This window comes from Haemophilus haemolyticus, from assembly GCF_003493685.1.
Classification (GTDB): Bacteria; Pseudomonadota; Gammaproteobacteria; order Enterobacterales; family Pasteurellaceae; genus Haemophilus; species Haemophilus haemolyticus_O.
In genome coordinates this window covers 22,804-38,786 of sequence record NZ_QQJW01000007.1, presented here as the reverse complement: position 1 = coordinate 38,786, position 15,983 = coordinate 22,804, and the positions used below count along the sequence as shown (strand labels likewise).

The 15,983-nt window shown below is 37.9% G+C and carries 12 protein-coding genes; 5 read left to right on the top strand and 7 right to left on the bottom strand.

The window, feature by feature from the left end; translation table 11 throughout:
* Positions 1–82: 82 nt before the first annotated feature.
* From DV434_RS06890 to cydC, 4 genes are all read left to right on the top strand, one after another.
* Positions 83–751: an Abi family protein gene (locus tag DV434_RS06890; protein WP_118811560.1), complete on the top strand. Its 669-nt coding sequence runs from the start codon at positions 83–85 to the stop codon at positions 749–751.
* A gap of 438 nt (positions 752–1,189) precedes the next feature.
* On the top strand, positions 1,190–3,553 hold the full coding sequence (locus DV434_RS06885) for a TonB-dependent hemoglobin/transferrin/lactoferrin family receptor (RefSeq protein WP_118796231.1): 2,364 nt from the start codon (positions 1,190–1,192) through the stop codon (positions 3,551–3,553).
* A gap of 127 nt (positions 3,554–3,680) precedes the next feature.
* Positions 3,681–5,426, top strand: coding sequence for an ABC transporter ATP-binding protein/permease (locus DV434_RS06875; RefSeq protein ID WP_118811559.1), 1,746 nt, complete (start codon positions 3,681–3,683; stop codon positions 5,424–5,426).
* Positions 5,419–7,077, top strand: coding sequence for a thiol reductant ABC exporter subunit CydC (cydC, locus tag DV434_RS06870; RefSeq protein WP_118811558.1), 1,659 nt, complete (start codon positions 5,419–5,421; stop codon positions 7,075–7,077). The genes DV434_RS06875 and cydC overlap by 8 nt, the downstream gene beginning before the upstream one ends.
* Positions 7,078–7,176: 99 nt before the next feature.
* Here cydC and DV434_RS06865 read toward each other — a convergent pair whose 3' ends face one another.
* The 3 genes from DV434_RS06865 to DV434_RS06855 form a co-directional block, all read right to left on the bottom strand.
* A complete protein-coding gene (locus DV434_RS06865; protein ID WP_118785568.1) occupies positions 7,177–7,644 on the bottom strand; it encodes a hypothetical protein in 468 nt (155 codons plus the stop codon).
* A 66-nt stretch (positions 7,645–7,710) separates the two neighbouring features.
* Complete coding sequence (locus tag DV434_RS06860) at positions 7,711–9,120, bottom strand: multicopper oxidase domain-containing protein (RefSeq protein ID WP_118785567.1); 1,410 nt, start codon at positions 9,118–9,120, stop codon at positions 7,711–7,713.
* Between the two features lies 1 nt (position 9,121).
* Positions 9,122–9,844 (bottom strand): 1-acylglycerol-3-phosphate O-acyltransferase, encoded by a 723-nt coding sequence (locus DV434_RS06855; RefSeq protein WP_118785566.1) that lies wholly within the window; start codon positions 9,842–9,844, stop codon positions 9,122–9,124.
* Between the two features lie 85 nt (positions 9,845–9,929).
* Here DV434_RS06855 and lpxH point away from each other — a divergent pair, with 85 nt between their 5' ends.
* On the top strand, positions 9,930–10,643 hold the full coding sequence (lpxH, locus tag DV434_RS06850) for a UDP-2,3-diacylglucosamine diphosphatase (protein WP_118785565.1): 714 nt from the start codon (positions 9,930–9,932) through the stop codon (positions 10,641–10,643).
* A gap of 32 nt (positions 10,644–10,675) precedes the next feature.
* On the opposite strand, the gene DV434_RS06845 is transcribed toward lpxH, so the two are convergent.
* The 4 genes from DV434_RS06845 to DV434_RS06830 all read right to left on the bottom strand — a co-directional run bounded on the left by DV434_RS06845 (position 10,676) and on the right by DV434_RS06830 (position 15,928).
* On the bottom strand, positions 10,676–11,491 hold the full coding sequence (locus tag DV434_RS06845) for a shikimate 5-dehydrogenase (RefSeq protein WP_118785564.1): 816 nt from the start codon (positions 11,489–11,491) through the stop codon (positions 10,676–10,678).
* Positions 11,492–11,500: 9 nt separating this feature from the next.
* The gene (gene cysE, locus DV434_RS06840) at positions 11,501–12,304 is read right to left on the bottom strand and encodes a serine O-acetyltransferase (RefSeq protein ID WP_005646143.1); all 804 of its coding nucleotides are present in this window, start codon (positions 12,302–12,304) and stop codon (positions 11,501–11,503) included.
* A gap of 11 nt (positions 12,305–12,315) precedes the next feature.
* Positions 12,316–13,323, bottom strand: a complete 1,008-nt coding sequence (gene gpsA, locus DV434_RS06835; RefSeq protein ID WP_118785563.1) for an NAD(P)H-dependent glycerol-3-phosphate dehydrogenase — start codon at positions 13,321–13,323, stop codon at positions 12,316–12,318.
* Positions 13,324–13,396: 73 nt separating this feature from the next.
* Positions 13,397–15,928 carry a class I adenylate cyclase gene (locus DV434_RS06830; RefSeq protein WP_118785562.1) on the bottom strand — a complete coding sequence of 844 codons (2,532 nt, stop codon included), beginning with the start codon at positions 15,926–15,928 and terminating at the stop codon, positions 13,397–13,399.
* Positions 15,929–15,983: the final 55 nt, after the last annotated feature.

The following is a 15,983-nucleotide window of genomic DNA, read 5'->3' as shown; positions in this document are numbered from 1 at the left end:
GCTATCAGTGACCAACGTTCCCTATCGTCGGGGTGGAGTCTATGGTAAAATAATTCAAATGTCAAGTGATAAGTAGGATTATATGTTATCAGCAACGCAATTTCTTATTTTAGAAAAAGCACTTAGTAAGGAAAGATTATCTACATACAAAAACTATGTGAAAAATAAAACTTCAGAAAGTATTAATGACAACATCGTTGCTTTATATGAATGGAATTCTGAAATAGCTGGCTATTTTCTTGAACTATGTAATATATATGAGGTTTCATTAAGAAATGCTATTTACAGATCAATAGATGCGTATGATCATTATGGTATCAGACAGAGACAAATACTTAGACAAAATCCTAAATTAAGAGAAAAAGTTGAAGAATTAGGTAGAAATGCGACTGATGGAAAAATCATATCTAGTTTACATTTTCACTTTTGGGAAGGTTTTTTGAAGAAATTTTTCTTTTGGAATCCTCGTAAGCCTCACAATATGCCTCTTTTATATGCTTATAGAATAATTTCTTTTGAAAACTCAAATAAAGATAAGGATATGTTATTTATTATAAAAGTCACAAAGAATTTGAGAGTGAATATAAGAAACAGAATTTGTCATCACGATCCCATCTTCAATAAAGATTTAAAGAAAATTCTGAAACAAGTTATGTGGGTATTTAGTAAAATTGATTATGATTTATACTTAGTTATTAACAATCTATATTCCAATAAAATTATCAATCTTTTAAATAAGAAGCCAATCTAACTACAAATGTAGAAGATCAGACCTCATCTGACAAATCACAATGAAAAATGAGCATTTCCTGTTTAGTATATGAGTGTCAAAGTCAATCTAAACAGAACAGTAAATGCTCATTTTTTATTCTACCCCCCCCCATTAACCACCAGATCCGTTTTGATTCAGTTTGGTTTCACTAAAATCACTTTGACTACACTTTGGGTTTTAACAAGCAGTAAAGCTCAAGTTGAATGAATGTTCGCTAATTTTTATAGGGGCGTAAAGCGATCTAATAAACTCTCTATTTTTGCATCTACATGATTTTTTAGCTGATTGAATGAAGATGTTATGTTCTAAATTTAGAACTTTTGATTTAGAACAAAATAAAAATAATTCTCAAAAATCTGTTCAATAATAAATTTATTTTTTATAATCTACCTGTTTATTAACTTGAGGAAATCATAAATGAAACAACATAAATTAACCCCTTATGCTCTGTTGCTGATTACTGCAGGCATGTCTGTTACGAGTTATGCTTTGGCTGAGGAGCAATTGTCTGAGATTAAGGTTACGGATGAAATATCATCTCCACGTAAAACACAATCCGCAGTGATTCATAAAAATGAAAAAACAATTCAAAAAGAGATGATCCGGGATACTCGAGATTTGGTTCGTTATACTACTGATGTTGGTATTAGTGATAATGGTCGTAAATTAAAGGGTTTCTCTATACGAGGAGTAGAGGGTAACCGCGTTGGTATTAGTATTGATGGTATTAATTTACCTGATAGTGAAGAAAATTCACTTTATGCCCGTTACGGCAACTTTAATGACTCTCGTTTATCCATTGATTCTGAATTGGTTCGTGAAATTGATATTGTTCGTGGAGCCGATTCTTTTAACCAAGGCAGTGGACACCTTGGGGGGGGGGTAAATTATCGTACATTAGAAGCTGGGGACCTTCTATTACCAAATAAGAATTATGGCGTGTTATTACGCAATGGCTATGCAAGCAAAAATAGAGAGTGGTTTCATACTGTAGGGTTTGGTTATATTGGCGATAAAGTAGATTTAGCATTACTTTACTCTTATCGCAATGGACATGAAATGAAAAGTGCTGGTGGTGGTTCTCTGTTAAAAGGAAGCAATAGACAAATTCCAGATCCTGCTAAACATTGGAATAATAGCTATCTAGCAAAAATTGGATACCAGCTTAATGATGAAAATCGTGTTAATTTTTCTATTTCTAGCCAAAAAATAAGTCGTTATACTGATGAATTATCTTATGAAATTGGTGGATTTACATATAGAGAGACTGATGATTATCAAAAAATAGATACTATTAATACTAATTATCAATATACGCCTAATTCTGGTCCAATAGCATTGATTCGTGCAGATGTTGATTATCAGAAAACTAAATTAGGTTCTATTAATTACAAAGGTGATTATGTTTCTAGTGATTCTATAGATAAAAAATCTGTCGATAAAATCGACAATCGTCAAACTCCAGCAACATATAAACGTTTTTCTCTACGTATTGATAGCCAACCTATTAATTTGCTAGGTGATCACCGTTTTTCTTTGCAAACTTATATGAGCAAAAGACACTTTGAAAATGTAAACGATGATTGGGACATCGATACCAATAAGCATTCTATTTACACTATTCAAAATCCAGTTAATACAAAGCAATACGGTATTTCATTATTAGATAATGTAACATTTAATGATACTTATTCAGCTAATTTGGGTATTCGTTATGATCATACCACTATGGTTCCTTTAGATTATAATGTACCTTATAGAGCACCTACAAAATCTGTACCTAAAAAACCAGAAACAGCTAAATTTAATAATTTATCTGGATTAATTGGATTAAATGCCCAAATCAATGAAAATTGGAAGCTAAATTATCTAGTCAGTTCTGGGTATCGTTTACCAAGTGCATCAGAAATGTTTTTCACGTTTGAAAGTAACTATGGTAACTGGGCAGCAAATCCTAATTTAAAGGCTGAGCGTAGTTTAAGCCAAAGTTTAACTTTGCAAGGTAAAGGTGAAGTAGGAGAACTGGATTTTACAATCCATCACACTCGTTATCATAATTTCTTATTTGAACAAGAAACATTAAAAAGTTTTGAGAATCCTTATTATGATGAAGATCAGTGTGAATGGGGGATTAATGACGCCTGTAAATATTTGCTTACCCCATACCAACAAATGGTTAATTTAGATAATGCAAAAATATCTGGACTAGAATTTAAAGGAACTCTTAATTTACATGCTGTTGTTAATTCAATTCCAAATGGATTTTCGTTATTTGGTGCGATTGGGTATAGCAAGGGTAAATTATCAAATAAAGAAAGCTTACTTTCTATTCAACCAATTAAAACAATTTTAGGCTTGGATTATGAATCGCCAGATAAATATTGGGGTATTTTTACACGTTTTACTTATTCTGGTTCCAAAAAAGGAAAGGATGCTCAAATTGGTGAGATTGTTAGACCAAGCTCACGAACTTGGGTGTGTGCTGAATTGGGGTGTGAGGCTAGTGAAGAGGAAAATCATCGTCAAATAAATACATATCGCTGGTTAAACGGTTCGAGTTTTATCACAGACATATTTGGTTACTATAAACCGCTAGAAAATGTAACATTACGTGCGGGTGTATATAACTTATTTAACCGTAAATATCATACGTGGGATAGCTTACGTGGTATAAACCGTCGTTCAACAACAAACTCATTAGACTGGGATACAGGTTATGGTCTTGAACGTTTCTATCAACCAGGTCGTAACTTCGCAGCCTCTGTAGAAATTAGATTCTAATTAATTTGTAGGGTGGGCTTCAGCCCACCAACAAACAATCGTGAGATATTTTGGTGGGCTGAAGCCCACCCTACATTAAGTACGCATAATTCTATGCGTGCTTCTTTTTATTTTAGGAGCAATCATTATGATGATAGATAAACGCCTAATTAACACGGTGGCTGATAGCAAAAAATGGATTGGCGTCACGGTGTTGTGGAATTGGGTGGCGTTAGTTGGCGGGATTATTAGTGCCGTCGTGTTTTCTTATATTTTACACGCCGCTTATTTTAAAGAGTTGACGATGTCAAGTGCGGTGGGTTTAGGTGTAATTTTAATTGCGGCATTGGCACTGCGTGCTTTTGCGGGTAAAAAATCAGTGCAAGCGTCTTATTTTGCCAGTACAAAAGTGAAGCATGAATTGCGTAGCCTTATCTATCGTAAATTGGCTTCTATGCCACTTAACCAAGTGAACCAACAATCCACCTCAAGCATTATCCAAGTGGCATCAGAAGGTGTAGAACAGCTTGAAATCTACTTTGGGCGTTATTTGCCGCAGCTTTTTTATAGCTTGCTTGCACCGCTTACCCTCTTTGTTTTCCTGATTTTTTTCAGTTTTAAAACTGCCGTAATTTTGTTGATTTGTGTGCCGCTTATCCCAATGTCGATTATTGCGGTAAATAAAATCGCGAAAAAACTCTTGGCAAAATATTGGTCGATTTATGTAGGATTAGGCAGCAGTTTTTTAGATAACCTACAAGGTTTAATCACGTTAAAAATCTATCAAGACGACGCTTATAAAGCGAAAGCAATGGATAAAGAGGCTGAGCATTTCCGAAAAATTACCATGAAAGTGCTTACTATGCAGCTTAACTCGGTATCACTGATGGATTTACTTGCTTATGGTGGCGCAGCAATCGGGATTTTAACCGCACTATTGCAATTCCAAGATGCAAAACTCAGCGTGTTAGGTGTGATTTTATTTATTCTACTTTCCTCCGAGTTCTTTATTCCGCTTCGTTTGCTTGGTTCTTTCTTCCATGTGGCGATGAATGGTAAAGCGGCTTCAGATAAGATCTTCACATTACTTGATACGCCAGTGGAAACCCAACAAAGTGCGGTGGATTTTGAAGCTAAAAATAACGTTCAAGTGGAAATTAAAGATCTACATTTTGCGTATTCTGCAGAAAAACCGGCAATTCAAGGTTTAACTTTAACGATTCAACCAAATCAACTTTCAGTGTTTGTGGGTAAAAGTGGTTGCGGTAAATCAACCTTAGTTTCGTTGTTGATGGGCTTTAATAAAGCGCAACAAGGTGAGATTTTGTTTAATGGACAAAACGCCGCTGAAATAGACCGCACTTCTTTCTATCAAAAAGTATCGTTGGTGAGCCATAGTAGCTACGTGTTTAAAGGTACACTGCGTGAAAATATGACGATGGCGAAAATTGATGCCACAGACGAGCAAATTTATGCTTGTTTAGAACAAGTGAATCTTGCCCAATTTGTACGCGAAAATGGCGGATTAGATATGCAGCTATTAAGCCGTGGCGCGAATTTATCGGGCGGTCAGATTCAACGTTTAGCCTTAGCACGTGCTTTATTGCACAATGCGGAGCTTTATATTTTTGACGAAGCGACCAGTAATATTGATGTGGAAAGCGAAGAAATTATTTTGCAGTTTATTCAACAATTTAAACAACAAAAAACCATTGTGATGATTTCTCACCGCTTGGCAAATGCGGTAAATGCGGACTGTATTAACGTACTTGACCAAGGCAAATTGATTGAGCAAGGCACTCATGAAAGCTTAATGGCAAAACAAGGTGCGTATGCTGAAATGTTCCAACAACAAAAAGATTTAGAACAAATTAGAGAGGTGGCAAATGCGTAAAAATGGTTTTGTTGTAATGGGGCATTTATTGAAATTAGTGACCCCACTTGCGCACATTATGGCGTTTACCATCACGATGGGTACGCTCGGTTTCCTGGCTGCCATCTTTATTATGGTGCTTGGTGCAATGGGGTTAGTGAATCTTTTAAACTTTGACACCCATTTAAGTTTCTCTGGAATTTTGACCGCACTTATCGTATTGGCGGTGGCTCGTGGCGCATTGCGTTATTTAGAGCAAATGTCAGGGCATTATATTGCTTTTAAATTATTGGCATTATTGCGTGACAAAGTGTTTTCTTCTTTGCGTCGCCTAGCTTTTGTGAAGTTGCAAGATAAACAAGCAGGGCAATTAGTGTCTTTGGTGACTAACGATATCGAATTGCTCGAAGTGTTCTATGCGCACACCATTGCACCAATTATGATTGCGTTCTTTACCTCTGCGATTTTATTGCTGGTTTTTGCGCATCTTTCAGGCTGGTTTGTAGTTGTCGCATTAGCCGCTTATTTAACAGTAGGTGTAATCCTACCAATTATCACGACCAAATTGGCGCGTGAAGATGGCAGACGCTATCGTGAATTAGTAGGCGAAATGAATGATTTTTTCCTCGACAGCGTGCGTGGTATGAAAGAAATTCAGCTTTTTGGTTATGCGAAACAACGTTTAGCAGAAATCCAACAACGTAGCCAAAAAATTGATACAGCTTTTGAACGCATTAAAGACCAAGAAGCGAAAGTCCGTGTTTATACTGAAGTGGCGGTATCTGTTTTCAACATCATTATGCTATTTACCGGCTTAATTTTATTTAGCTTAGATAAAATTGATTTTTCTGCCTTTTTAATCGGTGTGATTTTATTGATGTCGAGTTATGGTCCCGTTATCGCCTTAAGTAACCTTTCAAGCAACTTATTACAAACCTTGGCTTCAGGTGAGCGTGTATTAAGTTTGTTAGCGGAAGAACCAGAGTTAAAAGATGTAGAAAGTGCGGTCGATTTAAAAGATGTTTCTCGCATTGATGTCGAGAACGTAAACTTCTCTTACGGCGAAGAACAAATTTTATCGGATGTCAGCTTATCTGTGAAAAAAGGCGAAATCTTAGGTATTCACGGCAGAAGCGGTAGCGGTAAAAGTACCTTGTTGAAATTGCTGATGCGTTTTTACGATCCAAAATCAGGTAGCATTAAAATTAACGGTGAAACTTTACCGAACATCAACACCCGCAGTTTGCGTGACAATATGGCGTACATTACTCAGCAAACCTATATTTTCAACGAAACCATTGAAGAAAATATTCGCCTTGCGCGCCGTGATGCAACGTTAGAAGAAATTATGGAAGCAGCGAAGAAAGCTTCAATTCATGATTTCATTTTAAGCTTGCCACAAGGTTATCAAACAAAAATGACCGAATTGGGCGGTAACCTGTCTGATGGTGAAAAACAACGTATCGGTATTGCCCGAGCATTCTTGCATAATGCACCGATCATCTTGCTTGATGAGCCAACCAGTAATTTGGATAGCTTAAACGAAGCGATGATTTTGAAATCATTACTCGATGTTAAAGCTGAAAAATTGATTATTCTCGTGAGTCATCGCCAATCCACCATGGCTATTTGCGATCAAGTGATTGGTATAGAAAACGGCAGAATGTCCTAAATTAATATAAGAAAAAATCGCACTGTTAAAGGTGCGATTTTTTATAGACAGACAAAGAATAAGCCTGTTTTAATAGAAAAATAATTTAGGTGTGGATTCTTATTTTACAACGTTAAATGTCAACGGGTCATAAACAATCTCACCTACTTGAACTTGGATTGTATATTGACCTCTAGGATCCTTTTCATCAAATTTCCAGCAATTTACTACCGTTTTACCTTGGTTTAATGCATCACGAGTGGTTGTGATTGTGTGGGTCTTTTTATCTTCAGAAACTTTAACGGCATTTGGATTTTCTGATACAGCAAAGGTTGTTTTTTCAGGCGATTTAAATACCTCGGTAACAGTAATTTGTTTCGCAAAATTACCATTAGCTACCCAACAAAGTTGGTGTGCTTTAGCTGAGCGAGAAATATCTTTTTTACCTAAATCAGTTGGGGTTTTCCCAGACATATCATAGGTTGAAAGGTAAAGTGTTGGTTGCAGTTCTTGTGGAACATCGGACGCGGCAAATACAGATGATGCTGCGCATAAAGAAAATACAGCTAATGTTAATGATTTTTTCATTACGATTTTCCTCTTTAAATAAAGTATGAATGATTAAAATTCATGGTGTTTTTAGGATAGTTAGAACTATTGTACCACCAGTACGCCAATGCATCCCATATCTTCTAGCATTAAATTCGATACCCCAAATAAGAATGGGTAGTTGCCAGAAGATGCTTGATCAAATTTCACTAAAATTTGAGTTTTGTTTTTTACCCAAACTGTATCTTTCCAAGCTAATTCTTCAGCTTGGAATTGATGTTCTCCTTGGCTTTCCACCACAAATTTGGCACCTTGAATAGTAAATCCAACAGGTAAACTTGCATTTAAAATCCAGCGTTCAATTGTTCCTTTTCGGGCTATTACATCAACTTTGCGTGGGTCAAAACGTCTTTGGTTAATTAAACCGTTTGTGACATCAATATTAAATTCTCGAGTTTGTGCAACGGTTTGTTGTAACATTGCTGGAGCATCCGTTTCGAAAGTGAGGTTTGGTTGTTTGTTAAATGCGGATAGTTGTCCTTGAGCACGTAATTCAAGTACTGTGTTATCTGCCAGTTCATCGCCTGAGAACAACATATTTTTCATTTTTTCGTACAAGCTACGTTTACTTCCGTTAATAAGCGATACGTTGTCAATTTCATTCATATTAACGAGTATTTCTGCGCGTTCGCCTGGCGATAGAACCAAAGATTTGACTGATTTCGCTTTGGGTAAGAAACCTAAATCTTGTGCAATAAGCAGCATTTCTTGATCATTATCCAAGCGTAAATCATAAGCACGCGCTAATGAGGCATTGAGCAAACGTAAACGAATCCAGCCGTGTGCGACATCTAAATATGGTGCTTCAATACCATTTACTAGTAAGCGATTGCCTACAAAGTGCGGTTGATTTTGTTTGAATAATTGGAGACCATCATTATTAAATTCCATATCTTGTAAAATCAATGGAATGTCATCTACGCCGTATTTATTGGGAAGATTCGCTTTTAGGCTTTGGTCATCTTCAATTAACCACATTCCAGCTAAGCCACGATAGGTTTGATAGGCTGAGTTGGCTAATGTCGCGGAACGATACCAACAGCTTGCTGCGGGTTGTTCAATAGGCACGATGGGCGCCCAAGACTCGCCTTTTTTTAGTATTCTAGCCGCCCCACCAAACAGTTCACCCGATGCTTGTAAGCCTTGAATAGACAAGGCAATGGATTGTGGCAAATTGTTATGATAATTAAGTTTGGCAAAGCTACCTGATTTGATTTTAATGGTTGGGCCAAGATAATTACCGTTGAATCCCCATACTGTCACATTGTGTGAGCCATCTAGGGGATAATTCATTTCCTGCATTGTTAATACAATTGGGCGACCGCGGCGAACTTCAATTAGTGGCGGTACAACTAATTTTTCACGGCTTGCTGCTAACAATGGTGCGGGCACTGTGGAAAGTGCGGTAGAAATCGCAGCTGTTTTTAATAATTGACGGCGGGAAAGGCGTAGCATTTTAGTTTCCTTTTGCTATCTCTTCATCAAGTTCGGCAATGCGTTTTTCCATTAGATCGTGACAATAAGCAGCAAGATCTCGAACACTGTCTTTGGTATAGCCTGAAACATCGATTGGATCCATTATTTCGCAAATCACTTTGCCATTATCCCAGCGATTTAAATTAATTTTGTTATGTGTGGTTGAGCAAACCACTGGAATAATCGGTACACCTGCTGAAATCGCCGCATGGAATGCACCCGTTTTAAAGGGTAATAAACCACGACCGCGACTGCGAGTGCCTTCTGGGAACATCCAAATAGATAAATTATCTTCATTAATTCGTCGTGCGAGTTGCGACATTGTACTGTGTGCTTTTGTGCGGTTTTCTCTATCCAAGAAAATATTGCCCGTTACCCAATACAGAATGCCGAAGAAGGGGATCCAAATTAAACTTTTTTTACCCACACTTACTGTGCGAGGTTGCACCATATAAGAGATTGTCACCATATCATAATTATTTTGGTGATTACCGATATAAATCGCGCGTCCAATCTGCTCTTGATTTTGAGGAATACGATGTTCTACTTTTAAGCCAAAAAGTGGATATAAACGCCCAAACCAACGTGCAACAATGCCTACGTTGCTTGGATTTTTAAAGCGGATAAAAGAATAAATTGTACCCAGTACACAAATTAGAATACAGCAGATTAATACGAGGAAAATTCGAAGTAGTTTTAACATGAGGATGTCCTATACAAAATTTCGTTAAAGTATAGCAAATTCAATATCAATATGTGCTAATCTAAACAAAAATCGTGGAATTTTTATGAAACATAGCTATTTTATTTCTGATTTGCATCTAAGCGAAAATCGGCCTGAATTGACCGCACTTTTTGTTGATTTTATGCAGAATCTCGCCCCACAGGCTGAACGCCTTTACATTTTAGGTGATCTTTTTGATTTTTGGATTGGTGATGACGAACAATCTACATTGATTCAACAAGTTAAAGATTTAATTAAATCTGTAAGCGATCAAGGCGTGCAATGTTATTTTCAGCACGGCAACCGTGATTTCTTAATTGGCGAAGGTTTTTCAAAAGAAACGGGAGTTCAGCTTTTACCTGATTATCAATTAATCGCACTTTATGATAAAAAAATCTTACTTTGTCATGGCGATACGCTTTGCATTGATGATGAGGCTTACCAACAATTTCGCCGCAGAGTTCATCAAAAATGGCTGCAGCGTTTGTTTTTGTGCTTGCCATTAAAAGTGCGGGTGAAAATTGCGGAGAAAATTCGGGCAAAGAGTAATCAAGATAAACAAGCTAAAACACAGGAAATTATGGATGTAAATCAAGCCTTCACGAAAGAAAAAGTACAAGAATTTGGTGTGAATTTATTAATTCATGGGCATACACACCGTGAGGCGATTCATCAACAAGAAGGATTTACGCGAATTGTGTTAGGGGATTGGCGAAAAAATTACGCGTCAATTTTAAAAATGGATGAAAGCGGAGAATTTGGTTTTATTAAAGATTAGAAGTGCGGTGAAAAATCACCGCACTTTTGATGTTAAGATTTTGTTCGAGCAAACGCCGCGGCTTCTTCTATTAATTCATCACTTGGGCGTTGATGTGTATAAAGTTCAAATTGTTCTACAGCCTGAAGAACTATTACCTCCGCTCCAGAAATCGTTTGTTTCTCTTGTGCTTGAGCATAACGAATAAAGGGCGTTTCAGCAGGAATAGCCACTACATCAAACGCGACACTAGCATTATCAATGAGCGCTTTTGGAAAGGCTAAATCCATCTCTTCCTGGCCACCTTTCATGCCGATTGGCGTAACATTAACCAAAATGTCTGCCTGTTGGTTTTCTAAAGAATCAATGTATTCATAGCCGTAAAGTGCGGCGAGATATTGACCTGTTTTTACGTTGCGTGCGTAAATTTTTAACTTCTCAAAACCTGAGTTTTTAAAGGCAGCCACGACGGCTTTTGCCATACCACCACTGCCATGAACAATGACTTTAGCATTTTTATTTAAGTGATATTTTTCAATTAATTTTACGATGGCAATGTAATCAGTGTTATATGCACGCAAAAAGCCATTATCGTTCACGATGGTGTTTACGGATTCAATTGCTTGTGCTGACGGATGAATTTCATCTAAAAATGGCATACAAGCTTCTTTGAATGGCATTGAAACTGCACAACCACGGATGCCTAATGCGCGCACGCCTTTGATGGCGTGCTCAATATCTTGCGTGGTGAAGGCTTTATAAATGAAATTCAAGCCTAGCTTGTCGTACAAATAATTGTGAAAGGTAGTACCGAAATTACCTGGACGACCAGATAAAGACATGCAGAGTTGGGTATCTTTGTTGATCATGGTGTCTCCTTATATGTTTAAATTCATTCCATCATCAATGCCAATAAAATATTGGTTCATATCGAAAGCAGGTTTTGCCGCTTTATCTTGACTCACAATGCGAGCCGGTACACCTGCTGCTGTGGCATATTCTGGCACTGGGTGAAGCACAACAGAATTTGCCCCAATTTTGGCGTATTTACCCACTTCAATATTGCCGAGAATTTTTGCCCCCGCCCCAATCATGACACCCTCGCGTACTTTAGGATGACGATCGCCTGATTCTTTTCCTGTACCGCCAAGTGTTACGCCTTGCAAAATTGATACATCATTTTCAATTATAGATGTTTCCCCTACAACAATACCTGTTGCATGGTCGAACATGATGCCGTGGCCAATTTTCGCCGCAGGGTGAATATCGACATCGAAAGCTACTGAAATTTGGTTTTGTAAATAAAGAGCAAGGGATTTACGATTTTGATTCCATAAATAATGAGTGATTCGATAACTTTGAATCGCATGGAAACCTTTTAAATAAAGCAATGGGGTGGACCATAACTCCACAGCTGGATCTCGGTGGCGGACAGCTTGAATATCGCAAGCTGCGCAATCAATGATCGACGGATTAGCTTGATAGGCTTCTTCAATAATTTCACGGAGAGAAATAGCTGGCATAATAGGATTAGCCAATTTGTTAGCCAATAAATAACTTAGTGCACCGCCCAGATTTTGATGTTTTAAAATCGTAGAATGAAAAAAACTGGCAAGCATAGGTTCGTTTTCGGCAAGTTCTTTGGCTTCTTGGCGAATATGTTGCCACACATCTAATGTCATAATTTCTCCTTTCATTCGCCTTTACATTTTCGCCCCAAAAGGCTGATTGCTACATCTTGTGCGCTTTTGCCACAAAACAGCATTTGATAAATTTGTTCTGTAATCGGCATTTCCACACCTTGTCTTTGTGCAAGCAAATAGGCTTCTTTTGTATTATAAAAACCTTCTACGACTTGCCCGATATTTTCCATAGCCATTTGGGCATCTAATCCTTCACCTAGCATTAATCCAAAACGTCGATTGCGCGATTGATTATCGGTGCAAGTTAGCACTAAATCGCCTAATCCAGACATTCCCATAAACGTGTTGGAATTTGCACCGAGCGAGGTACCTAATCGGCTGATTTCCGCAATGCCACGCGTAATCAGTGCTGTGCGAGCATTTGCGCCAAATCCCATACCGTCTGAAATACCCGCGCCAATTGCGATCACATTTTTAATTGCACCACCTAGTTGAACGCCAATCATATCCGAATTTATATAGACTCGAAAATGTTTACTACAATGAATACGAGACTGAAATTCCTGCGCGAATTGCTCGTTATTAGAAGCGAGCGTAATAGCTGTTGGTAAACCTTGTGCTAATTCTTTTGCAAAAGTTGGACCCGAAAGTACAGCTAGTGGATATTGTGTTCCGAGTTGTTCTGTAACTACGGTTTGTAGTAAACGCCCTGTGTTACGTTCCAGACCTTTTGTTGCCCAAATTAGTCGGTGATGGGCTTTTAAGTGCGGTTTGATTTTTATAAGAATTTCACCGAAAGCATGGCTTGGCACCACGATTAAAATATCTTGAGAATATTCCATTGCTTGCGCAAGATTGCTTTCTAAATGAAGTTCCTCAGGAAAGATGACATCTGGTAAAAAACGATAATTTTGTCGTTCTCTCTGCATTTGTGCGATATGGGCGGGATTGTGCCCCCATAAATAAGTGGGAGAACCATTGCGAGAAAAGGTAATTGCCAGCGCAGTTCCATAAGATCCTGCACCTAGCACAGTGATTGGTGTTTGCGAAGTTGTCATATCCACAATTTATCTAGTGAAAGAGGAAATAAGTATAGATATCTTTCGGTGACCTATCAACCACAGGAAAATATTACTTATTCATTGGGCGGAATTTAAACGGCACAATGGATACGCCATTTTTTCCATTTTTTAGTTGATAAAATTGAGGGTAGTTAAAATTACGTTGAACGATATTGTAAGGATTTTTATCGCCTTCCAGTTTAGCATTTTGATAAAGCTGATTAATCTCCCGCACTTTTTCATCTTTTTCACCATCGCAGCGGCGATAGATTTCGAGATGATTAGATTCATCTAAAATGTAAACATTGAAGCTGTGATCGGAATTATCTTCAAAAAAGAATTGTAGGAATCCTTCACTTGCAAAGGCATCCATTTCTGGTGGATAGCGACGACTTTCTTGGTTTGTCTCGTCATCTTCAATTGGCGTTTGTAAAACTTCGTCAAAATCTGCCGCACTTTCAGCTTCATTACAGACTGATTCATTTCCGATTTCTTGTAAGCTAATTCCACGATCTTCAAAAAATAATTGCCAGTTTTTACCTGCTACGCGTAAACGTGACGTTTGGCAAGGTTGTTGAATATCGCCGACTTGGATGCTAACGCATCGATTGACCAATCCCATCACTAATTGGCGTAAATCTTGACGATAACGTTCACTATAACAATAGACTTGGATGGAATCTGGGCGATTAACGCCACGATAAATTTTGTTAGAAAGCACTTTTAGTGCAAGTAAAATGGCATTTTGCCCTTCAAAATGGAGCGTTCGGATTTCGTTCCACACATTGCGATAAGTAAAATCAATACTGCCCACAAGGCTTTGTTCGAGCGATCCAAAACTAAATAAATCTCGTGATGAAATGCTGGTTAATATTTCTTCTATTTTGGATGTTGGGTCTGTGGTGAGATTTATGGCAATAAACAAGCTACGAATTTCACATTGATTCAATAAATCACTGTTTTTGGGTTGTTTGGCGATTGTGCTTGGAAAAGACTGACGCAAGTTAGTGACAAAGCGTTGCAATGTGCTTAAAGTCACATTCTTGCTAAAAATATCAAGCCCCGTTTTTTCCGTGAGCAGATGATTAAAATATGCCCAAGAGACTAATTTGTTTAGGCTTTCCCCGTATTCAATGACTCGTTCTTTGGAGAACATAATATGATGCGTTGGTTGATTGATAAGGTACCAACCATCTTTAAAATGTTTATTGCCGCGAACTTCCACAAAAGTCAGGTGTGCTTCTGATAAATTGTGAGATATCTGTGTGTTGAGTAAGGACACTTTGCTGGGAAGTTCTTCAAAAGCAGTATAAAGTTTGCGAGAAAGAATGTTGATATCTTGTGGCACGACGCTCGAGTGAATATGATGCTTTCGCGCAAATTCCACTAAATTACGATAACTCAACATTAAAAATTTCATTATGTTATCGTGGTTTTCTTTTACTGCCTTAATTTTCCAAAATGGACGCTTATTGAGATGTTTTACCGTTTCTGCAGACCATCCCCATTCTTGCGCAAGGATTTCCATATAACGAATACGCCAATTATTGGTTTGGTAACGCGCAAAATCTTCCGTTGCTTTCACATAGAAACAACGGCGCACAAAATCCAAACGTTTAAATTCAGAAAGTGCGGTTAAATATCGGGTTACTTTTGCAAGAATGGCAATGTAAGGATCAAAATGGTGATCTGGATTGGTGTTGCCTGCAAGTAAATCTCGCTTAAAAGTGCGGGCAATTAAGCAAGTGTTTGGGTATTCCTTGGAATAGGCTTCCAACAATAAAATTTTGAGTACAGATTTATAGGGCGAATCAATCCCTTTATAAAGATGCCATAAACTGGCACCGAAATATTCGTTTGCAGAAAATTGTCCTAAACCGCCAAAATCCACCCAATCATTTGGATCAATTTCACCTTCAGTAATTAAACGCGCCACCTCTTTTTCATAGTCTTTTTCATTTTCTACCCATAAATGCAACCAAAGTAGAGGTTTGCCTGCTAAGCGTACAGCGGAGCGATAGAATTCATCAAGCAATAACATATATTGCGCAGAGCCGCTATTTTCAACAGTGAGTGGGTCAGCATAATGTTCATTGCGGAAACGTTGTTGATCCATCAAATAAAAATTAATTTCCACATTAAATTGCATTGCCCATTCACTAATCCGCTTGGCTTTTTGAGTAAGAAGTGCATATTCATCTGGACTCAAGCCATCACGGACACAAATCCAAGTATCAAGATCTGAAGAGGACGTTTGGCTTATTGAGCCAAAGCTACCCATTACATAAACGCCTAGAATTGGTGGCAAAACTTCGTGAAAATTTACCGCACTTTTGAGTGTTGAAGGCTTATGATCGGCATAATGAATACCGTATTCATTAGTGAGCCATTTTTTTTGATAATCAGATGCGAGGAAACTTGCAATGCCAGAGGGGGCGTGAATAACATAGCCAGGAAGTTTCGGATGGTTTAGGTGTAAAAGTAAAGGAACAACCGCTAAAACGTGTTGGAATGCATCGCCGGAACCTTGTAATGCACGCTCAAAACGGCGTTGATCCAAGGCACTAACCCATTGTTTTGCTTGTACTAGATTACATTCCACGCGGTGTCCCTACCAGAACAACAAAAATTGGCGAACAATTTAACACTTAGGGAGT